This window comes from Devosia albogilva (assembly GCF_042685625.1).
GTDB lineage: Bacteria > Pseudomonadota > Alphaproteobacteria > Rhizobiales > Devosiaceae > Devosia > Devosia albogilva.
In genome coordinates this window covers 3,087,631-3,106,961 of sequence record NZ_JBHUNP010000001.1, presented here as the reverse complement: position 1 = coordinate 3,106,961, position 19,331 = coordinate 3,087,631, and the positions used below count along the sequence as shown (strand labels likewise).

Genomic DNA, 19,331 nt, shown 5'->3' with positions numbered 1-19,331 from the left:
GCCTATTCCCACTCGATGGTGCCCGGCGGCTTGCTGGTCACGTCGTAGACGACGCGGTTGATGCCGCGGACTTCGTTGATGATGCGGGTGGCGGCGCGGCCGAGGAAGTTCATGTCGAACTGGTAGAAGTCCGCCGTCATCCCGTCGACCGAGGTCACGGCACGCAGGGCGCAGACGAACTCGTAGGTGCGCCCATCGCCCATGACGCCGACGGTCTGCACCGGCAGCAGCACGGCGAAGGCCTGCCAGATCTGATCGTAAAGGCCGGCCTTGCGAATCTCGTCGAGATAGATGGCGTCGGCCTGGCGGAGGATGTCGAGCTTCTCGCGGGTGATGCCGCCGGGGCAACGAATGGCGAGGCCGGGGCCCGGGAAAGGATGGCGGCCGATGAAGCTCTCGGGAATGCCGAGCTCGCGGCCGAGGGCGCGGACCTCGTCCTTGAACAGCTCGCGCAGAGGTTCGACGAGCTGCATGTTCATGCGCTCGGGCAGGCCACCGACATTGTGGTGGGACTTGATGGTGACCGATGGACCGCCGGTGAAGGAAACGGACTCGATCACGTCGGGATAAAGCGTGCCTTGCGCGAGGAATTCGGCGCCGCCGAGCTTCCTGGCCTCTTCCTCGAAGACCTCGATGAACAGCCGGCCGATGATCTTGCGCTTGGTCTCGGGGTCGGACTGACCCTCGAGTTCGCCGATGAACTTGTCGGACGCGTCGACATGAACGAGCGGGATGTTGAACTGGTCGCGGAACATGCCGACGACCTGCTCGGATTCGTTGAGGCGCATCAGGCCGTGATCGACATAGATGCAGGTGAGCTGGTCGCCGATGGCTTCGTGGATCAGGACGGCGGCCACGGAGGAATCGACACCGCCGGAGAGGCCGCAGATGACCCGACCGGTGCCGACCTGCTCGCGAATCTTCTCGATCATGCGCGAGCGGTAGGCGGCCATGGTCCAGTTGGACTGGATGCCGCAGATCTTGTGGACGAAGTTGGCGTAGAGCTTCGCCCCGTCGGGGGTGTGGACCACTTCGGGATGGAACTGGACGCCCCAGATGCGGCGCTGTTCGTTGGCGATCATGGCGAACGGGGCGCCCGGAGAGGTGCCGACGACCTCGAAACCTTCCGGGATATCCACCACGCGGTCGCCATGGCTCATCCAGACCTGATGGGCGGAGCCCGTGTCCCAGACGCCGTCGTAAAGAGCAGAGGGCTTGTGGGCGGTGACTTCGGCGCGGCCGAACTCGCGGTGGTGACCGGCCTCGACGCGGCCACCGAGCGCCATGCACAGCGCCTGTTGGCCGTAGCAGATGCCGAGGATCGGCACTTTGGCGGCGAACACTGCCGGATCGATAGTGGGCGCGTTCTCGTCGAGCGTGGAGGCGGGGCTGCCCGAGAGCACGATGCCTGCCGGCTTCAAGGCGGCAACGGCAGCACCGGCGTGCTGGAAGGGGTGGATCTCGCAGTACACCCCGGTTTCGCGGATGCGGCGGGCGATCAACTGAGTGACCTGCGAGCCGAAATCGATGATGAGGATGGACTCGGTGGGGGCGGCGCTGGCGGGGGTTTGCATGGCGAGCCCTTATCGCCAACGCGCCCTTTTCGCAAGCACATCGGATGCAAGCCGGCCTTGCGCGGTGCGGGCGAAACGGGCAGTGCGCTGGCGCGTTGCCGTGCCGGCAAGATGTGGGGGATGTGGGTGACAGGGAATCGACTGAGCGGCGCCGACTGCCTGCGGGCACTGGCGTGCCTTGCGGTGCTGATGCATCACCTGGCGTTTCGCATGGATCTGGGCTCGGTGCCGGAGCTGTTCCAGCCGCTGATCCGCTGGCTGACCCTGGGCAGCTTCGGGGTGTCGGTGTTCTTCGTGCTGAGCGGGTTCTTGTTGGCGCGGCCGTTCTGGCTGGCGCTCGACGCGGGACAGCCGATGCCGTCGCTGAAGGTCTATGCGCTGCGGCGTATGGCGCGCATCCTGCCGGGATTCTGGCTCGCGCTGGTGGTGAGCCTGCTGCTCGACCTGTGGCTCGGCGGCAAGGTGCTGGATGCGGAGCGGGTGACGCGCTTCGTGGCCGGGGCGCTACTGGTCGGCGACTGGCACTGGGTGACGCTGTTTCCGGTCGACAACAATGGGCCACTCTGGTCCATCGGGTTCGAGGTCACGTCGTACCTGCTGCTGCCGATGGCGCTGACGGTGCTGTTTGCACTCGGCGCCAGGGGAGCCACGGCGCGGCTGCTTTGGGTGGGCGTGATCGGCATCGTTCTGGTGGGGCACGTGCTGGTGGTGCAGTGGGCGCCGATCGATGAGGTCGAGCGCGGCTGGCAGTTCGGGCTGGTGGGCGGCGCCAAGGCGTGGATGCCGCGGTTCAATCCGGTGGGGTTCTTCGCAATCTTTGCCATAGGGGCGCTAGCGGCAGGGGTGCAGGTACGGCTGGCGGGGCTGCGGCACGGAGGTTTCGATGCGGCCGGTGTGCTGGCCATCTTCGGGCTTGGGGTGCTGATGGCGATGGGCGTAGGCGGGCAGACCGAAGGCTTCGGCTGGCTGGGCGTGCCCTATGCCTTTCCGTGGATGCCGCTGCTGGTTGCCGTGGCGCTGGTGGCGCTGCCGAGCTCGGTTGTGGCTGGGCGGATGCTGGATGCGCGGCCAGTGCGGTTCATCGCCGAGATTTCGTTCGGCATCTATATCTGGCACTTCCTGCTCATGTGGCTGATCGAGCGGGTGGTGCCGGGATCGTTCGACACATCGGGGCCGCAGGGGTGGAGCAACTGGCTGATCACCAGCGCCGTCGTCATTGGGGTGACGCTGGTGGTGGCGACGCTGAGTTTCAGGCTGCTCGAGCGGCCGGTGGTCGAGTGGGCGCGTGGGCTCGAACCGCGGCTCAGGCGCGAGCCGCGGAACGATGCGGTGCCGGCGACGAGTTCATAGCACCGACTCTCAGGCCAAGCGGCGCAGGACGATGCAGTAGAAGCCATCCGTATTGGTGCGATGGGGCGTCAGGGCGACGCCGCCGAGTTCGGTGGCGAGACCGGATGGGATGGTGGTGCCGAAAGCTGCCTGCCAGGCCTCGACGGCAGGCACGACTGCCAGGTTGGTGTGGGTAGCAAGCAGCGCCTGCACCTGATCGTCGTTCTCCTGCGGCAGGATCGAGCAGGTGATGTAGACGAGGTGACCACCGGGCTTGAGGAAACCCGTGGCCTGGTTCAGCACCGCGGACTGATCGGCGAGGCGCTGGGCGAGAAGTTCGGGGGTGAGCTTCCACTTGATGTCGGGGCGACGCCGCCAGGTGCCGGTGCCGGTGCAGGGCGCGTCGACGACGACGCGGTCCATCTTGCCGGCGAGATCATCAAGGGCGCCGGATTCGGGGGCGCGGACCTGGACGTTGCGGGCGCCGTTGCGCTTCAACCGGTCGTAGATCGGAGCCAGGCGGGCGCGGTCGCTATCAAAGGCGAAGATCTGGCCGCGGTTGTCCATGGCGGCGGCAAGGGCGAGGGTCTTGCCCCCTGCCCCGGCGCAAAGATCGAGCACCTGATCGCCCGGTCGGGCGTTGGCGAGGGTCGCGACGATCTGGCTGCCCTGGTCCTGCACCTCGAACCAGCCCTTGAGATAGCCCTCGTCGGTGGTGACGTTGGGCGTGCGGGCGTCGCGCGCTCCGGCGGGCATGGTGACGCCAAGGGGAGCGACGGCTGTGGGCTGGGGATTGAAGCGGGCAAGCGATTTCAGGACCCGCTCGCGGCTCGACTTCAGGGTGTTGACGCGCAGATCGAGCGAAGGCCGGCCGGCGAAACCGCGGCCCTCGTCCACCCAGCTATCGCCGAAGGCGCGCTCCAGCGATTGGGCGAGCCATTCCGGCACGTCGGCGGCGGCATGGGCGGGCATCTCGGGTGCCGGGGCGGAGAGGCGGGCGATTTCGGCTTCGGTGAGGGGCTCGGGGGCATGCGCGTCCCCGGCGAAGCTCTGCGACAAGGCCTTGGGGTTCTCGCCCCAATCGCGAACGGCAACGGCCAGCACGAGGCTGCGAGGGCTATCGTCGCCCATGAGCGCAGCGTGGGAGGCGCGGCGACGAAGCGCGTCGTAGACGAGATTGCCAATGGCCGCACGGTCCCCTGCCCCGGCGAAGCGATTGGCCTGACCCCAAGACTTCAAGGCTTCCGACACGGGGCGGCGGCGGGTTTCCACTTCGGTCAGAACGTCGATGGCGGCGGAGAGGCGACCGGGGAGGCGCATGGCAACTCGGCATGGGGGAATGGCTGAGGACCATTAGCCAGAGCCAGCGCAGCACTGCAAGGCCGAAGGGGCAGTGTCCAAGCTCCGGAGGAGAGTCCGGAAGTGGTCACAAGTGGTTCCGGCAGAATCAATTTTGGCGGGCAAGCGGCGATGGCCGTGGGGGAGAGGGAGCGAGCCCCCACCTAGCCTCCCCCGCGAGCGGGGGAGGGACGGGCCGGTGGGTGCCGGAGCAGCGAAGCAAACTCGATGCGCCCCTCCCCCGCGTTGCGGGGGAGGTTGGGTGGGGGGCGAGGTCGCGACGAACGCGGTTTCATTCCCGCGTAGGCGGGAATCCATCTCGAGGTGCCTGCACCACCATCTGCCGGCCGTTGAGGCATCGCGGGACGCCCCCCGCTCTCAGCGTTTTTTTGGTGCGTTGGGGGCGGCGGAGGAGTAAGTAGTCGCGATTGCTTGGGGGATATTCAGGAGGCGTGGCGGTGTCATTGTTGATGTGGACGTCTGAACTGAAGAGAGCGCGCGGATTTTTTGCGGCGGCGGCGGTGTTGCTGTTGCCGACGATAGTGGCGGCGGCGGAGCCGTTGCCGGCACCGGAAGGGCCGGTGATCCTGGTGGTGAGCGGCAATATCGAAGTCACCAACACCGATGGAGGAGCCGCCTTCGACCGCGAAATGCTGCATGGACTGGGGCTCACCGAGATAGAGACCTCGACACCGTGGACCGACGGCGTCCAGGTGTTCTCCGGCGTACTGGCCCGTACCGTGCTGGAGCGGGTGGGGGCGGATGGTGCCGCGGTGATGGCGTCGGCGCTGAATGACTACACCGTGGAAGTGCCGATGGAGGACTTCCAGAACTTCGATGTGCTGCTGGCCACCACCATGGGCGGCGAGGAGATGAAGGTCAGCGACAAGGGGCCGATCTGGATCGTCTACCCCCGCGACAACCACCCTGAACTGCAGGACCGGCGGCTGCATGACCGTTGGGTGTGGCAACTCAAGGCCCTGCGGGTGCAATGACCGGGCGGCCGTGGATCTCGCGGCCCTTTCTTGCCGCGGCCCTGGCCGTGACCGTGCTATTCGTGTTGCTGCTGACGGCGGTGACACGACTGGCGGTCAACGAGAACCGGCTGAGCGGTGAACCGGCCGAAGGGGTGATCTGGTTTTCGAGCCAGGGGCAGTACGAGGCGATGCGCCTGGCCGACACCGTGCTGCAGTTCGAAGCGGAACGGGTGCCGCTCGAGGAAGTGGTGCTGCGCTATGACCTGCTCGACAGCCGCATAAGGCTGTTCGAGGAGGGACCGATGACGGCCCGGGTCGCCGCCATGGGCTATGACGACGACGTCGCCGCCATGCGGGCGATGCTGGAGGAGCACCGCGCCGCACTGCCTAGGCTTGAGCCGACGGATACGGCTGCAACAGTGGCACTGCACGACACGGCCCAGACACTGGCGCTGAGCATGCGCGATTTTGCCAATGCCGGCATGCTGGACGGCCGTGAGCGGCAGGCGGCCGTGCGCGAGAGCCGGCGGCAGATCCTGTTCGAAGTGATCGGCTACCTGCTGGCCACGATCGCGGCGGGCGTGCTGGTCGCGATCGTTCTGGTGCGGGGGCTGCGAACGGCGGTGCGCGCGGAAGCAGCACTTCAACACGAGCGGGAGGTGTCACGCCTGCATCGTGCGTTCACCTCAGTGGTGTCGCACCAGTTCCGCACGCCGCTGTCGATCATCGACGCGAGCGCCCAGCGCATGCTGCGGCGCGCCGGTGCAATGTCGGCAGACGAGGTGGTCAGCCGCGTCACCAAGATCCGTAACGCGTGCCAGCGGCTGACGCGGCTGATGGAGAGCACGCTCAACGCCGCGCGGCTCGAGCAGGGCGAGATCAGCTTCAATCCGCGCCCCTGCGACCTTCACCAGTTGATCGCGTTGGTGTGCGAGTATCAGCCCGAAGAGGACCAGAACCGCATCGAGCGGGCGCTGGAGCGGTTGCCGCAAGTGGCGCTGGCGGACAGTACCTTGTTGGAGCAGGCGATCCAGAACCTGATTTCCAATGCCCTGAAGTACTCGCCGGCCAGTACGCTGGTGGTGGTCCGCGGCGAGCGGCAGGGCAGCGACGTGGTGATCAGCGTCGACGACTCGGGGGTGGGCATCCCCGCCGACGAGATGGAGTTCATCAGCGAGCGGTTCTACCGGGCACGGACGGCCGAGGGCGTCCCGGGCACCGGGATTGGCCTCAACTTCGTGGCGCAGATCATGAAGCTGCATGGAGGCCAGGTGGAGGTGCGCAGCGTCGAGGGCGAAGGCTCGACCTTCACCCTGCGCTTCCCCTACCGCCCCGTGGAGCAGCCCGGGGCGACCGCGTCGCTCGCCCCGGAAGCGGCGAAGTAACTCAGCGCCCGCTGCGGTAGTTCGGAGCCTCGCGGGTGATGGTCACGTCGTGGACGTGGCTTTCGTTGAGGGCGGCGCCGGAGATCTTCACGAAGGTGGAATTCTCGCGGAAATCCTTGAGTGTGTGGGCGCCGGTATAGCCCATGGCGGCGCGCAGGCCGCCGGCGAGCTGGTGGATCACGGCGTTCACCGGACCCTTGTAGGCCACCTGCCCTTCGATGCCTTCCGGCACCAGCTTCATCTGGTCGCGCACATCCTGCTGGAAGTAGCGGTCGGCGGAGCCGGCGCCCATGGCACCGACCGAGCCCATGCCGCGGTAGGACTTGTAGGAGCGGCCCTGGTAGAGGAAGACCTCGCCGGGCGCTTCGTCGGTGCCGGCCAGGAGCGAGCCGACCATGACGCAACTGGCGCCGCCGGCCAGAGCCTTGGCCAGATCGCCCGAGAACTTGATGCCGCCATCGGCGATGACGGGAATGCCCTGGCGGTCGGCCTCTTCGGCGCAGGACATGACGGCGGCGAGCTGAGGCACGCCGACGCCTGCGACGATGCGGGTGGTGCAGATCGAGCCGGGGCCGATGCCGACCTTGACGCAGTCGGCACCGGCATCGATCAGCGCCTTGGTGGCTTCGGCGGTGGCGACGTTGCCGGCAACGATGCGGGTGGAGTTGGACTCGCGCTTGACCCGCTCGACGGCCTCGGCGACGCGGACGGAGTGGCCGTGGGCGGTGTCGATCACGAGCAGGTCGACGCCGGCGTCGATCAGGGCCAGCGAGCGCTCGAAGCCGTTATCGCCGACGGTGGAGGCGGCAGCGACGCGGAGGCGCCCCTGCGCATCCTTGACGGCGTTGGGGTGGAGCTGGGCCTTCTCGATATCCTTGACGGTGATCAGGCCGATGCAGCGATAGTCCTCGTCGACGACGAGCAGCTTCTCGATGCGGTGGCGGTGCAGGAGCACCTTGGCTTCGTCCTTGGACACACCTTCCCGCACGGTGATCAGGTTGGTGTGGGTCATCAGCTCGGAGACCGGCTGATGGGGATTGGAGGCGAAGCGAACGTCGCGATTAGTGAGGATGCCGACCAGCTTGCCGGTGACGCGGCCGCCACGGCCGCCGTTCTCGACCACCGGAATGCCGGAAATGCGGCTCTGCTGCATCAGGGTCAGCGCATCCGACAGCGTCGCCTCGGGGCCGATGGTGATGGGGTTCACCACCATGCCGGACTCGAAGCTCTTCACGATCCGGACCTGCTCGGCCTGTTCGGCGGCGGTCAGGTTCTTGTGGATCACGCCCATGCCGCCAGCCTGAGCCATGGCGATGGCCATGGCGCTCTCGGTGACGGTATCCATGGCCGAAGACAGGATGGGAAGATTGAGCGCTATGTCCTTGGTGACATAGGTGGAAATGTCTGTCTCGGTGGGCAGGATGTCGGAGCGCGCCGGCTGCAGCAGCACGTCGTCGAAGGTGAGAGCCGCATCGCCAGTGATGGTGGTAATGATCTTCGCCAAGGCCAGACCTTTCCTGCCTTCCGGTGTGAACCAGGGATAATGGAAAAGAACCCGCGGGGGAGACTCGGCGGGTTCAGGTTGGCGAGGGTCAATAGCATCGGCGAAGAAACTTGCATAGGTGCGCAGAACGCGTGCCACCTATGTCGGCTTGCGCATCCGGTGGTGTCCCTCGATAGTTGAGCCGGTTACCTGTTCTGGTATCCCGATTCTCCCGGCTCGACGTGGTCCGCATTACACCCCTCATCCTGGCGGTCGCCCTGTTCATGGAACAGATGGACTCGACCGTCATCGCTACGTCCCTGCCGGCGATCGCGACAGATATCGGCAGCGAGCCGATTGCGCTGAAGCTGGCGCTCACCGCGTATTTCGTGGCGCTCGCCATCTTCATCCCGATCAGTGGCTGGATGGCGGATCGCTACGGGGCCAAGAACATCTTCCGGCTGGCGATCTTCGTGTTCATGCTGGGCTCGCTCGCCTGCTCGTTTTCGTACTCGCTCGAGAGCTTCGTGGCGTCGCGGTTCTTCCAGGGCATCGGCAGCTCGATGATGACGCCGGTGGGGCGCCTGCTGCTGGTGCGCTCGACGCCGCGCAGCGAACTGGTCTCGGCGATGGCGTGGCTGACGATTCCAGCGCTGATCGGTCCGATCACCGGGCCGCTGGTAGGCGGGTTTCTCACCACCTATCTCAGTTGGCACTGGATCTTCTGGATCAACATCCCGATCGGGATCGCGGGTATCATCCTGTCCAGCATCTTCCTCAAGGTGCCGGATGAGCGCAATCCGCGCCCGATCGATACGGTCGGGTTCGTGCTGGCGGGGATTGCCTTTGCCGGGCTGGTGTTCGGGCTCTCGGTGGTCAGCCTGCCGGCGCTGCCGCTGATCTATGGCTACCTGACGCTCGCGGTCGGCGTCACGGCGGCCCTGCTCTACCTGCTGCATGCCAGGCGCGCCAAATTCCCGCTGCTCGACCCGCAACTGTTCAGGCATCCGTTGTTCCGCAGTGCCATCACCGGTGGGTCGCTGTTTCGCATCGGCATCGGGGCCACGCCGTTCCTTTTGCCGCTGATGCTGCAACTGGGCTTTGGGCTGACGCCGTTCGAGTCGGGGGCGGTCACCTTCGTGTCCGCCTTCGGGGCACTGCTCAGCAAGTTCGCCGCCGAGCGGGTGTTCGCGCGCTTCGGCTTCCCGCGGATGCTGGGGTTCGCGGCGGCGATGGGCGGGCTTTTGGTGGCGGTGCACGGGCTGTTCACCGAGGCGACGCCGGTGCCGGTGATGATGGCGGTTCTGGTGGCGAGCGGCGTCTTGCGCTCGATCTTCTTCACCGGCACCAATGCCATCGGCTACGCCGATGTGAGCGACGAGGAAGCGAGCCAGGCCACTGCGATCGTCGCCGTGGCGCAGCAGTTGAGCATCGCCTTCGGCGTGGCGGTGGCCGGGGCGATCCTCGAGGTCAGCACCCGCATCAGCGGGAGCGAACTCGCGGTGTTCGACTTCCAGATCGCGTTCTTTGTCGTGGGCGGACTGAGCATGCTCAGCGCGCTGGTCTATCTGCGCCTGCCGGCGGATGCGGGCAGCAATGTTTCCGGCCACAGGCCCGTCGCCAAGGAGTAGCCGGCGGAGCCGGAAGCAGTGTCCCGTACCATCCCGCTCATCCTCGCCACGGCGCTGTTCATGGAAAACATGGACGCGACGGTGATCGCCACCTCGCTGGTTGCCATCGCCAGCGACATCGGCACGGACCCGATCTCGCTGAAGCTGGCGCTGACCGCCTATCTGGTGGCGCTGGCGATCTTCATCCCAATCTCGTCGTGGATGGCGGACCGGTTCGGGGCCCGGCGGGTGTTTCGGGTGGCGATGCTGGTGTTCATGTGCGGCTCGGTAGCCTGTGCCCTCTCCTCCTCGCTGGCGCAGTTCGTCGGCGCGCGGTTCGTGCAGGGCATGGGCGGCGCCATGATGGGGCCGGTGGCGCGCCTCGTGCTGGTGCGGTCGACACCGCGGCACCAATTGGTGAACGCGATGGCGTGGCTGACCATTCCGGCGCTGATCGGGCCCATCGTGGGACCGCCTTTCGGGGGTTTTCTCACCACATTCTTTTCCTGGCACTGGATCTTCATTATCAATGTGCCGATCGGCATTCTGGGCATGGTGCTGGTCGGCTTCGTGCTGCCGAACGAGACGCGCAACGCGCCGCGGGCGATCGACCGCAAGGGCTTCGTGCTCGCGGGCAGTGCCTTCGCCCTGTTCGCCTTCGGCTGCTCGGTGATGAGCCTGCCGGCACTGCCGCCGGCGGTGGGCGCGGTCTCGGCAGCGGCGGGGGTGGGGATCGGCCTGATCTATGTGCGCCACGCGCTGGGGACGAGCAATCCGCTGCTCGACCTGAGGCTTCTGCGGTTTCCGATCTTTCGCACCTCGGTGGTGGCCGGGACCTTCTTCCGGCTCGGCCAGGGCGCCACGCCGTTCCTGTTTCCGCTGATGCTGCAGATCAGGTTCGGCATGACGCCGTTCGAATCCGGCATGGTCACCTTTGCCAGCGCTATCGGGGCGCTGGTGGCCAAGTTCATGGCCAACTGGATGTTCCGCCGCTTCGGGTTCAAGTACCCGCTGGTGATCTCGACGCTCGTCGCAGCCTTGGGCATCGTCGCCATGGGGACTTATGTGCCCGAGACACCGCTGGTGCTGATCCTCGGCGTGCTGGTGTTCACCGGCTTCTGGCAGTCGATGTACTGGACCGGCTCCAACGCCTTCACCTTCGCCGACATCGAGGACAAGGACGCCGGCCAGGCCAACACAATCAGCCAGGTGTGGGGGCAGTTGATGTTTGCCATGGGCGTGGCGCTGGGTGGCGGTTTGCTCGAACTCGCTCATACACTGCGCGGCGGGGAGATGCTGGCGCTCGTGGACTTCCACATCGCCTTCCTTATGGTCGCGGCGGTCGGATTTTTGGCAACAATCCTGTTCCTGCGGCTCCCCAACAATGCCGGGCACCAGCTAACGGGCAGCGGCGAAGCGCACTAGGAGCCGAGATGAGAGCCGAGACCGAGCGACTGACCCTGCGGCCCCTGGAGCAACGCGACCGCGCTGACCTCGAACGGATCATGGGCGACGAGCAGGTGCGGCGGTTCTTCCCGACCCGCGCCAGTTCCGAAGACGTCGACCGGTTCCTGAACCGCGTCTGGCAGGAGGAGGCGGACTACGGCTTCTGTTTCGGCGCGGCGGAGTGGAAAGCCAACGGGCGGCTGGCCGGGATCATCGGCATGGCCCGGTTCGACGAGCCGTTGCGGGCGGCGACCGGAGCCGAGGTCGAGATCGGCTGGCAGCTCGATCCGGCCTTCTGGGGGCAAGGCGTGGCGCCGGAGGGGGCGCAGGCCTGGCTCGACTATGGCTGGCGTGAGCTTGGCCTCCGCGAAGTGGTGGCGATCACTGCGGTGCCCAACCGGCCGAGCCAGCGGGTGATGGAGAAGCTCGGAATGGTGCGCGACGAAGCGCGCGATTTCGACCACCCGCGGGTGCCGGAGGGGCACGCGCTGCGGCGGCACGTGCTCTACCGGATCGGCAATCCGCTAGTCTGAGTCGTCTTCGCTGTCCTCGGGGCGTCCCTTGAAGCCCTTGGCGATCAGATAGGCCTCGGCGGAATCGGAGCGGCTGGACGGCGGCTTGGCGTGGAAGGTGCTCCGGAAGTGGCGCTTGAGCATGTGCAGCAGCTCATGCTCGGTGCCACCCTGGAACACCTTGGCAACGAAGGCGCCGCCCGGCGCCAGCACGTCGAGCGCAAAATCGGCGGCGATCTCCACCAGTTGGACGATGCGCAGGTGGTCGGTTGGCCGGTGGCCGGTGGTGGGCCAGGCCATGTCGCTCATCACCAGGTCGGCCTTCTTGCCGCCCATGGCATCGATCAGCATCTGTGGCGCGTCGTCTTCGGTGAAATCCTTCTTGAGCAGGATGACGCCGGGAATCGGGTCCATGTCGAGATAGTCGATGCCGACCACCAGGGGATTGGCATCGGTGGAGCCCACCGCCTTGGCCGCAACCTGCGACCAGCCGCCGGGCGCCGCCCCGAGATCGACGACGCGCGTGCCCTTGTGAAAGAGCTTATGCTTTTCGTCCATCTCCTTGATCTTGAAGGCAGCGCGCGAGCGATAGCCCTCGGCGCGGGCGCGCGCCACGTAAGGGTCGTTGAGCTGCCGCTCGAGCCATTTGGTGGAGGAGACGGTGCGCTTCTTGGCCGTCTTCACCCGGATCTTGAGATCCTTGTCGGATTTGCGACCGCCCTGCCCCAGTGCCTTATCGACCATGGCCATACCTCCGCGCAGTTGCGTTCCTGCCGCGGCCGCGATCGGCATCGATCAGCGAGATCAGGATGCCCTCGCGCAGGCCACGGTCGGCGACGCGCACCCGCTCGGTGGGCCATTCGCGGCGGATGGCTTCGAAGATGGCGCAGCCGGGCAGCACCAGATCGGCGCGGTCGCGGCCAATGCAGGCGTGGGCGACGCGGCGCTCATAGGGCATGTTGAGCAGCACGCGCATGGTCTCGTCGACCTCGCGGCGGTGCATCCACAGCCCGTCGACCTTCTGGCGCTCATAGCGCTCGAGGCCGAGATGGAGGCCCGCCAGGGTGGTCACGGTGCCGGAGGTGCCGATCAGGTGGACCGGGTGGTCGGCGATCATCTGGCGCAGCTTGTCGCGGCCGCGGAACTGCTTGAGGTGCTCGGCGACGTAGGCCACCATTGCCTCGAACACCTCCGGAGTGACATCGACGCCACCGAAACGCTCGGCGATCGAGACGACGCCGACCGGCAGCGACTGCCAAGAGCGAATCGAGGCCGACATGCGGCCCTGCGCCCGCGGGCGCCCGCCGCGGAAATCGAGCCAGGCGAGTTCGGAGGAACCGCCGCCGATATCGAACATCAGCGCGCCCTGTGCAGTACCTTCGATCAGGTCGGCGCAGCCGGTGACGGCGAGTTCGGCCTCGGTGCGGCGGTCGACGATCTCGAGCTCGAGCCCGAGTTCCTCGCGCACCCGGGCCAGGAAGGCGACGCCGTTCTCGGCGCTCCGGCAGGCTTCGGTGGCGATCAGGCGCATGCGGGCGGGCTGGTGCTCCACCAGCTTGTTGCGGCACTGGCGGAGTGCTTCCATGGTGCGCTCCATCGCCGCGTCGGAGAGCCGCCCGGTGACGGACACGCCCTCCCCCAGCCGCACGATGCGGGTGAAGCCGTCCATGACGCGGAAGCCGTGATCATGCGGGCGGGCGATCAAGAGGCGACAGTTGTTGGTGCCAAGGTCGAGCGCGGCATAGAGCGGCCCGCGCGCACGGCGCGAATTGGCTGGGGGTGGCGGCGTCCGCTTGCCCGCCGGTCCGGGCCGTCCCTGCCCGTCCCTTGCCGAAGGGACAGGCCCCTGCGGCATATTGGCCGCACCGACCTCGAGGGGCAGCGCGGCCGCGGACCGATCCAAGTCGGCCACGATGGTCTCCTAGCGTGCGCGGTCGCCGGACCCAGAGGGCGCGCCCGACGCACAGTCGTTCGTTGTCGCCGCTGACGGTAGAGCATGGGGGGCTGCGGCGCAATGTTCCCGAACAAGGTGTCAAAGCGTGTCGAGGGCGCTTGCAATCTGATTTCGCTTTGTCTAAGTGAAACCCGCGCCGGCCACGCCGCGCCCGCCCGCTTCGCCCGGGCACCCCTGCTGGGGAATAGTTCAATGGTAGAACAGCGGACTCTGACTCCGTCGATCTTGGTTCGAATCCAGGTTCCCCAGCCAGCTTCTTCCTTCCTATGACGGGGCTGAAAGAGTGCCACGATTCCGCTGTAAGAATGCAGCGATCCGGCTGTAAGAATGCAGCGTCTGTAGGATCTCGATGAGGGCCTAAGCACAGTCTTGGCTGTCGCCGATCCTCTCAACTTCGCCAGTCACACTTCGTTGTGTGCGGAAAGGGCGTGGCGTTTCCAGTACCGCTCTTCCACCGCGTCAGGTTGCAAGGCGGGGTCAGCGTAACGCTGCTCCCGCACGGAAATGTCCAGATGGCGGTGGAAAAGGGAGACGTAGTCGAGGTCTTTTTCCAGATCCGGGTCCTTGATCGCACTGATCCTGCCCACTTCGATCGCCGCACCTCCCGTCGATACGACCGGTACGACCGCGGCATCGGGGTGGAGCTTGTTGAAAAGCTCGTACTCGTCGACGATGCCTTTCATGCCGCCGATGAACACCGCCGCCGAGAACTCGTGCTCGGTGAGCATCCTTTGCCTCATCGCCTCTACGCTCTTGTCAACGTCGACACCGACCGCCTCCACGTAGGTCACGTTCCGAAATCGCTTGTTGTCCTCCGGGAACTCATCCTCCCAAAGGTTAGACTGGTAGAGATTGACCCACTGCCCGTACTCCACGCCAAGCTCCTCCGCCATGGCCCACACGATTGGCGTGATCGCCGGGTGTCCGCCCCACACCAAGCGCCGACGACCGAGAACCACGTGTACCAGCGAGGACACCGCCGCGGCGATCGCCACCGTATCCGCTGTGGCTGCGTATTCCGGCCCTCGCTTAGGGTCGGGAATGCCTGCTGAGAGAAATATAGCCTCCATCATGGTCACTCCTCCATCCCGCTAAGGGTCCAAGCAGCTTCGGAGAGCTTCATGGATCGCACCACCTTGATATTATCGTCGAGCCACTTGAGGTGAGCACCCCAAGTGTCGCGAATGCCGATGCTGTCGTAGACTAGGATTGGGGTGCAGCGCTGGTTGGCTTGCCTTGCTTTCTCGGCGACCTCGTTCAACGTTTCCGCAGTTGGCACTCCGACGACTGGATATGCCCAGACCCTGTTTTCATTCATGAGGGTGATGGAGATCGCCCGGTGTGCCCCGACACCCTCCACCCGTGCCCCCACCCTCTCCGCATCGGCCCTCAGCCTCCCGGTGAAGGACATGTACCGGGACGCTATGCTCCGACTGCGTATGTCCTCGACGGCCAAAGCGATCTGTTGCGCCGCTCCCTCGACCAATGGACCGTCCGCCCCCTGGAGTTCCGCGGAGTCGAGGTAGATGGTCTCGGCGAGGTCCATCATCTTGGTCGGTTTGTGCTCGGGCCAGATCACCCTAAGCACATGGATCTCCTTCGCCAGAGCCCTCCCGAGTTCCTGCCTCGTCCATTTGCTGTCGAAGTATGAAGGGGTGTCCAGCATCACCATCACGTCGGAGTCGCATAGCCGATGCCACAGGACATCCTGGAAGGGATCGCCTGGCCGGATGTCGTGCGTGTCGAGGAATACGTCGAAGCCCTTGCTGCTCAGGAGATCATGCAACTGCAGCGCGGCTGCCCGTGCTTCCGGGCGTCGATAGCTTACGAACACCCTCCGCTGACGCCGGAGCAGTCCGACACACTCGAGCATGGCCGATGCGAGCACGTGCAGTCGGGGGTCACCGTCATCGAGGCGGACGCCGTTCGCGGCTTGCAGGAACTCGGGGATGTCGCGGACGAAGTCACCGTTGCTTGCAATGACGGGTATTACCGGCTGACTTGCAGCCACGATCCGCCTGGCGTGCATCTCGTCGTCGTATTTTGCGCTCCGCCGAAGTAAACAGCGGCGAAGGCCGCACGTGGGTTACGTGCATCCACTGTTCGCCCGTCGTGGACGACCACATCATCGCCTAAGCCGAGCCCGAAATCGCCGACGTGGTCCGCGAGCGCGGCCTCCAGGGCCAGACGCTGCGCCTCGGGCATCGACCCAAGTATAGCGAGTTCGTATACGCTCACTGCAAACCCTCTCCGATAGCCTCACTTACGAGGCCACAATATCCGCGGCGTCCGCAAGTTTCCACGCGGACAATGACCTGTAGTGCCTGCGCAAAATGACTACAATGAATACAAGCCGGGGATTCGCGGGACAGCATGCCGAGAGAAACAATCTTCATCAGCCACGCCAAGCCGGAGGACAACGACTTCGTCCGGTGGCTCGGAAGCCGTCTAGTAGGAGAGGGTTACCGGCCTTGGGCGGAACTAACCGATCTCGAGGGCGGCTCCCCTTTCTGGGCCAACATCGAACGCATCCTCCACGCTGACACCGTGCGCTTCGTCAGCGTGGTTTCCCGTCATAGCGTTTCAACGGACCGGCGCGGCTTTCGCAGCGAGTTGTCGATCGCTGACGGAGTCGGCCGACAGCTGGAAGACGACAAGTTCATTATCCCTGTCAGGCTCGACGACACGCCCAACGCCCGCCTTCCTGCACAGTTGAACCAACTGCACGCTTTGGACTTCTCCCGAAGTTGGGGCGAAGGTTACCTTGAGCTCCTGGCGACTCTCGAGCGGTCGAAGATCCCTCGGGGCGCGGGGTCAACAACGTTCGACCAATGGCGGGCCCACCACGCCGCGGCCAGTTCACTGGTCGCCGCGGCGCCGGAAGCGGCAGTCACGAACCTCTTAGAAATATCCAAGCTTCCGGAACGCGTATCTCTCTATTCCTATGAAGGCAGCAGGGAGACTTTCCCGAAGGCCATCAAGAAAACCGGGGTGCCACATGCCCATTTCCACCGGTTGTGCATTGCTTTCGCCGACAAGGACCACATCCAGGAACTCATGGGTGAGAGCCACCTTCTCAAGACAGAGGGCGTTTTCGGCTTTATCGATTTCATGGACGGTCCGAAGGCTGGCGAGACTCGCCCCCTCAGGTCAGATGCCAAGAACAAGCTCACCGCCCTTCTCAGGGAGCATGTTGAACGCCATCTGCGGTTACGGGGCCTTGTCAGCTACGACGCCGCCGGCCAACAGGCATTCTACTTCCCCAAAGGGCTGATGCAAAATGACAAGGTGAACTACAGAACCGCCTGGAACACGACGACGTGGAAGAACGTGGTCGGGAGGAGCGAGAAGCTGGGTGTCTATTGGCACCTCGCCATGAAGGTGAATGTATCCTTGGGTGAACAGCCCATGGTGCGCTTCAAGCCATACCTGTGCTGGTCCGAGGACGGGCAAAAGGCCATCACCGACACAAAGCGGACATCGTCGTTGAGAAAGCGCTTCTGCCGCAATTGGTGGAATCCACAATGGCGGACGCTGCAGGAGGCATTTATCGCCTTTTTGGCTGGAGGCGATGAGGAGATCGTCATTGATCTCGGAGGCGCCAACAGCATGGCGCTCGCCGCCCGGTTGTCCGGTGTTCAGCTCGCCCGCAGCATGCCCGCCGATCTTCTCCTGCAAGACCAGGCCGAGGATCCGGACGAGCCCGATCAACTGGACGACGATTTCCAGGATGGCGACGAGCTGGAGGAAGAGGCATGAAGGGCTGGCGCGTGATCCACGTCGACGAGCCGCAACTGAGCTTCGGTTTCGGCCAAAGATGCGAGCACCCGAAGGACGGCCTGTTCCTATACGGACCGCCCGAATCGAACCTCAACCCGGCCCGCATGGATGTCGGAGTGATCGGCACCCCCCAGGGGATACAACATTTCGAAGCGTGGGTCTCCTCTATCCGTGGCGTCATCGCCGCTCCAGAAACGGGCAAGGCCGAGAACCGCATGATCTGGCCGGGCTTTCAGTCGGTGTTCAACATAGAATGGCCTACGACCCCGATGGCTAAATGCGTCATCGATGGAACGGAACTCAGCAGCCGTATTCGGTCCAGCGACCGCAGCGACGCTATCTACACTGCGGTTGACATCTACGACGAAGCCTTGCGCACGCACCGGACCGACGAGGGGAGCAAACCGCTGCTCTGGTTCGTCGTCGTGCCGGAAGAAGTTTACAAGTACGGACGTCCGAACTCCCGAGTGCCAAAGGCCGAACAGGTTCCGTCCAAGGCCGTAGGCAGGCGCAACGCAAACAAGATGCTACGTGACGGTTGGCTGTTCCAGGAGGACGTGGATGGCCTAGAGATGTACAGGTACGAGGAGAATTTCCACAACCAGCTGAAGGCACGGCTCCTCGATACAGGTGAGATCCTGCAGGTGGTGCGGGAAACCACGCTGCTCGCAGGATATATAGACGAGAACCGCCGGAGGGCACTGCAGGATCCCGCTTCCGTCGCCTGGAACCTGTGCACGACGTCGTTCTACAAGGCAGGCGGCACGCCATGGCGCATCGCCGACGTCCGCCCGGGGGTGTGCTATGTCGGGCTCATCTTCAAGCGAGTAGAAAGCACCACCGGCACCGATAATGCCTGCTGCGGTGCCCAGATGTTCTTGTCGTCCGGTGAGGGTGTCGTCTTCAAGGGTGCGGTGGGCCCCTGGTTCTCGGAGGCCGACGGCACGTTCCACCTCGGGCGCGCCAAGGCGGCGGAACTCATGGGGCTAATCGTCAAGGCCTATACGAACATGCATGGAGCCCCGCCCGCCGAACTCTTCATCCACGGGCAGACGTTTTTCGGCGACGAGGAATGGGCCGGGTTCATGGAGTCGGTACCAGAGACGACCAAGCTCACGGGCATACGCATCCGCCGGCAAGCCGAGGTGAAGCTGTTCCGATACGGGAAGAACACGGTTCTCCGCGGAACAGCTATCATCACTGGCGAGCGGAGCGCCTACTTATGGACTGTAGGGTTCGTCCCCCGGCTAAACACTTATCCCGGACGAGAGGTGCCCAACCCTGTCACGGTGGAGATCGTGCGGGGCACCGGGGATATCGAAACCGTGCTCGGCGATTTGATGTCGCTGACAAAGCTGAACTTCAACAGCGCTGGCTTCGCGGATGGCCTGCCCGTCACCCTGAGGTTCGCCGACCTGGTAGGGGAGATACTCACAGCGGCCCCGGTAGGCGACCGCCCTCCCCTGCCGTTTAAGGCTTACATCTAAGGTAGACGCCGTTCAGGCCGTGACCTTCGCTATCACCGCAAGGATGACGACCACCGTGGCAAACGGCAACGCGACCACGAACTCCAGGGCGGTCCGCCACGGTGGGGCAGAGTGTAGGCACGAACGCCAGTCCATCGTGAACGGCTCGATAATTCGTCCGTGGCGGACTTCGTCGTAGAGGTTGCGGTAGGATCGCTCAACATGCAACGCGAAGGCGTTTTGCCACCAGAACAGAAGGGTCGGTGCGATGCCCAAGCCGGCCAGCCAAGGAGTCGCGTTACTACCAGTCTGCGCGATAGCTATCATCGCCGCAGCCAAGGTTATGGCCAAGGTCCTGCTGTTCTGAGCATCGGAGGCGACCCGGGAGATGACCCCTTGGACCATCCCCAAATGGGCGATCCTGGCTTCCTCACTGCTTGTTGGTGCTGTAGTCATCGCTGCCCTCCGTCAAACCAG

The 19,331-nt window shown here is 65.0% G+C and carries 17 protein-coding genes and 1 tRNA gene; 10 read left to right on the top strand and 8 right to left on the bottom strand.

Going from position 1 to position 19,331, the window contains the following annotated elements; genetic code table 11:
• Positions 1 to 2 precede the first annotated feature (2 nt).
• Positions 3 to 1,574 carry a glutamine-hydrolyzing GMP synthase gene (gene guaA / locus ACFSX5_RS15570; RefSeq protein ID WP_386834656.1) on the bottom strand — a complete coding sequence of 524 codons (1,572 nt, stop codon included), beginning with the start codon at positions 1,572 to 1,574 and terminating at the stop codon, positions 3 to 5.
• 120 nt (positions 1,575 to 1,694) lie between these two features.
• Here guaA and ACFSX5_RS15565 point away from each other — a divergent pair, with 120 nt between their 5' ends.
• Positions 1,695 to 2,924, top strand: a complete 1,230-nt coding sequence (locus ACFSX5_RS15565) for an acyltransferase family protein (RefSeq protein ID WP_386834654.1) — start codon at positions 1,695 to 1,697, stop codon at positions 2,922 to 2,924.
• 9 nt (positions 2,925 to 2,933) lie between these two features.
• Here the strand turns inward: ACFSX5_RS15565 and ACFSX5_RS15560 are convergent, their stop codons facing one another.
• Entirely contained in the window at positions 2,934 to 4,223 is a 1,290-nt protein-coding gene (locus ACFSX5_RS15560; protein ID WP_386834653.1) for an RsmB/NOP family class I SAM-dependent RNA methyltransferase, read from the bottom strand.
• Between the two features lie 476 nt (positions 4,224 to 4,699).
• Here ACFSX5_RS15560 and ACFSX5_RS15555 point away from each other — a divergent pair, with 476 nt between their 5' ends.
• Together ACFSX5_RS15555 and ACFSX5_RS15550 are read left to right on the top strand one after the other, a co-directional pair.
• On the top strand, positions 4,700 to 5,236 hold the full coding sequence (locus ACFSX5_RS15555; RefSeq protein ID WP_386834651.1) for a molybdopterin-dependent oxidoreductase: 537 nt from the start codon (positions 4,700 to 4,702) through the stop codon (positions 5,234 to 5,236).
• Positions 5,233 to 6,603: a sensor histidine kinase gene (locus ACFSX5_RS15550; protein WP_386834650.1), complete on the top strand. Its 1,371-nt coding sequence runs from the start codon at positions 5,233 to 5,235 to the stop codon at positions 6,601 to 6,603. The genes ACFSX5_RS15555 and ACFSX5_RS15550 overlap by 4 nt, the downstream gene beginning before the upstream one ends.
• A 1-nt stretch (position 6,604) precedes the next feature.
• Here ACFSX5_RS15550 and guaB read toward each other — a convergent pair whose 3' ends face one another.
• On the bottom strand, positions 6,605 to 8,107 hold the full coding sequence (guaB, locus tag ACFSX5_RS15545) for an IMP dehydrogenase (RefSeq protein WP_386834649.1): 1,503 nt from the start codon (positions 8,105 to 8,107) through the stop codon (positions 6,605 to 6,607).
• Between the two features lie 221 nt (positions 8,108 to 8,328).
• On the opposite strand from guaB, the gene ACFSX5_RS15540 reads away from it, so the two are divergent.
• The 3 genes from ACFSX5_RS15540 to ACFSX5_RS15530 are packed head-to-tail and all read left to right on the top strand — an operon-like array spanning position 8,329 to position 11,675.
• Entirely contained in the window at positions 8,329 to 9,717 is a 1,389-nt protein-coding gene (locus ACFSX5_RS15540; protein ID WP_386835662.1) for an MFS transporter, read from the top strand.
• An 18-nt stretch (positions 9,718 to 9,735) separates the two neighbouring features.
• Positions 9,736 to 11,121, top strand: coding sequence for an MFS transporter (locus tag ACFSX5_RS15535; RefSeq protein WP_386834647.1), 1,386 nt, complete (start codon positions 9,736 to 9,738; stop codon positions 11,119 to 11,121).
• An 8-nt stretch (positions 11,122 to 11,129) separates the two neighbouring features.
• The gene (locus ACFSX5_RS15530) at positions 11,130 to 11,675 is read left to right on the top strand and encodes a GNAT family N-acetyltransferase (protein ID WP_386834645.1); all 546 of its coding nucleotides are present in this window, start codon (positions 11,130 to 11,132) and stop codon (positions 11,673 to 11,675) included.
• Here ACFSX5_RS15530 and ACFSX5_RS15525 read toward each other — a convergent pair.
• Positions 11,667 to 12,446, bottom strand: a complete 780-nt coding sequence (locus ACFSX5_RS15525) for an RlmE family RNA methyltransferase (protein WP_386834644.1) — start codon at positions 12,444 to 12,446, stop codon at positions 11,667 to 11,669. The genes ACFSX5_RS15530 and ACFSX5_RS15525 overlap by 9 nt on opposite strands.
• Complete coding sequence (locus ACFSX5_RS15520; RefSeq protein ID WP_386834642.1) at positions 12,388 to 13,566, bottom strand: Ppx/GppA phosphatase family protein; 1,179 nt, start codon at positions 13,564 to 13,566, stop codon at positions 12,388 to 12,390. The genes ACFSX5_RS15525 and ACFSX5_RS15520 overlap by 59 nt, the downstream gene beginning before the upstream one ends.
• Before the next feature lie 220 nt (positions 13,567 to 13,786).
• Here ACFSX5_RS15520 and ACFSX5_RS15515 point away from each other — a divergent pair.
• Positions 13,787 to 13,860, top strand: a tRNA-Gln gene (locus tag ACFSX5_RS15515).
• Positions 13,861 to 14,009: 149 nt separating this feature from the next.
• On the opposite strand, the gene ACFSX5_RS15510 is transcribed toward ACFSX5_RS15515, so the two are convergent.
• Entirely contained in the window at positions 14,010 to 14,681 is a 672-nt protein-coding gene (locus ACFSX5_RS15510) for an SLOG domain-containing protein (protein ID WP_386834640.1), read from the bottom strand.
• A 2-nt stretch (positions 14,682 to 14,683) separates the two neighbouring features.
• Positions 14,684 to 15,394: a toll/interleukin-1 receptor domain-containing protein gene (locus tag ACFSX5_RS15505; protein ID WP_386835661.1), complete on the bottom strand. Its 711-nt coding sequence runs from the start codon at positions 15,392 to 15,394 to the stop codon at positions 14,684 to 14,686.
• Here ACFSX5_RS15505 and ACFSX5_RS15500 point away from each other — a divergent pair.
• From ACFSX5_RS15500 to ACFSX5_RS15490, 3 genes are all read left to right on the top strand, one after another.
• The gene (locus ACFSX5_RS15500) at positions 15,302 to 15,670 is read left to right on the top strand and encodes a hypothetical protein (protein ID WP_386835697.1); all 369 of its coding nucleotides are present in this window, start codon (positions 15,302 to 15,304) and stop codon (positions 15,668 to 15,670) included. The genes ACFSX5_RS15505 and ACFSX5_RS15500 overlap by 93 nt on opposite strands.
• Positions 15,671 to 15,981: 311 nt before the next feature.
• The gene (locus ACFSX5_RS15495; RefSeq protein WP_386834639.1) at positions 15,982 to 17,367 is read left to right on the top strand and encodes a toll/interleukin-1 receptor domain-containing protein; all 1,386 of its coding nucleotides are present in this window, start codon (positions 15,982 to 15,984) and stop codon (positions 17,365 to 17,367) included.
• Positions 17,364 to 18,875: an argonaute/piwi family protein gene (locus ACFSX5_RS15490; protein ID WP_386834638.1), complete on the top strand. Its 1,512-nt coding sequence runs from the start codon at positions 17,364 to 17,366 to the stop codon at positions 18,873 to 18,875. Before ACFSX5_RS15495 ends, ACFSX5_RS15490 begins: the two co-directional genes overlap by 4 nt.
• 12 nt (positions 18,876 to 18,887) lie before the next feature.
• Here ACFSX5_RS15490 and ACFSX5_RS15485 read toward each other — a convergent pair whose 3' ends face one another.
• A complete protein-coding gene (locus ACFSX5_RS15485; RefSeq protein ID WP_386834636.1) occupies positions 18,888 to 19,310 on the bottom strand; it encodes a hypothetical protein in 423 nt (140 codons plus the stop codon).
• Between the last annotated feature and the right edge of the window lie 21 nt (positions 19,311 to 19,331).

Excerpts from the sequence above, each read along its gene's own strand:
- guaA (WP_386834656.1), bottom strand. The coding sequence starts at position 1,574 with ATGCAAACCCCCGCCAGCGCCGCCCCCACCGAGTCCATCCTCATCATC.
- ACFSX5_RS15565 (WP_386834654.1), top strand. The coding sequence starts at position 1,695 with ATGTGGGTGACAGGGAATCGACTGAGCGGCGCCGACTGCCTGCGGGCA.
- ACFSX5_RS15560 (WP_386834653.1), bottom strand. The coding sequence starts at position 4,223 with ATGCGCCTCCCCGGTCGCCTCTCCGCCGCCATCGACGTTCTGACCGAA.
- ACFSX5_RS15550 (WP_386834650.1), top strand. The coding sequence starts at position 5,233 with ATGACCGGGCGGCCGTGGATCTCGCGGCCCTTTCTTGCCGCGGCCCTG.
- ACFSX5_RS15530 (WP_386834645.1), top strand. The coding sequence starts at position 11,130 with ATGAGAGCCGAGACCGAGCGACTGACCCTGCGGCCCCTGGAGCAACGC.
- ACFSX5_RS15525 (WP_386834644.1), bottom strand. The coding sequence starts at position 12,446 with ATGCCGATCGCGGCCGCGGCAGGAACGCAACTGCGCGGAGGTATGGCC.
- ACFSX5_RS15510 (WP_386834640.1), bottom strand. The coding sequence starts at position 14,681 with ATGATGGAGGCTATATTTCTCTCAGCAGGCATTCCCGACCCTAAGCGA.
- ACFSX5_RS15500 (WP_386835697.1), top strand. The coding sequence starts at position 15,302 with ATGCCACAGGACATCCTGGAAGGGATCGCCTGGCCGGATGTCGTGCGT.
- ACFSX5_RS15495 (WP_386834639.1), top strand. The coding sequence starts at position 15,982 with ATGCCGAGAGAAACAATCTTCATCAGCCACGCCAAGCCGGAGGACAAC.
- ACFSX5_RS15490 (WP_386834638.1), top strand. The coding sequence starts at position 17,364 with ATGAAGGGCTGGCGCGTGATCCACGTCGACGAGCCGCAACTGAGCTTC.
- ACFSX5_RS15485 (WP_386834636.1), bottom strand. The coding sequence starts at position 19,310 with ATGACTACAGCACCAACAAGCAGTGAGGAAGCCAGGATCGCCCATTTG.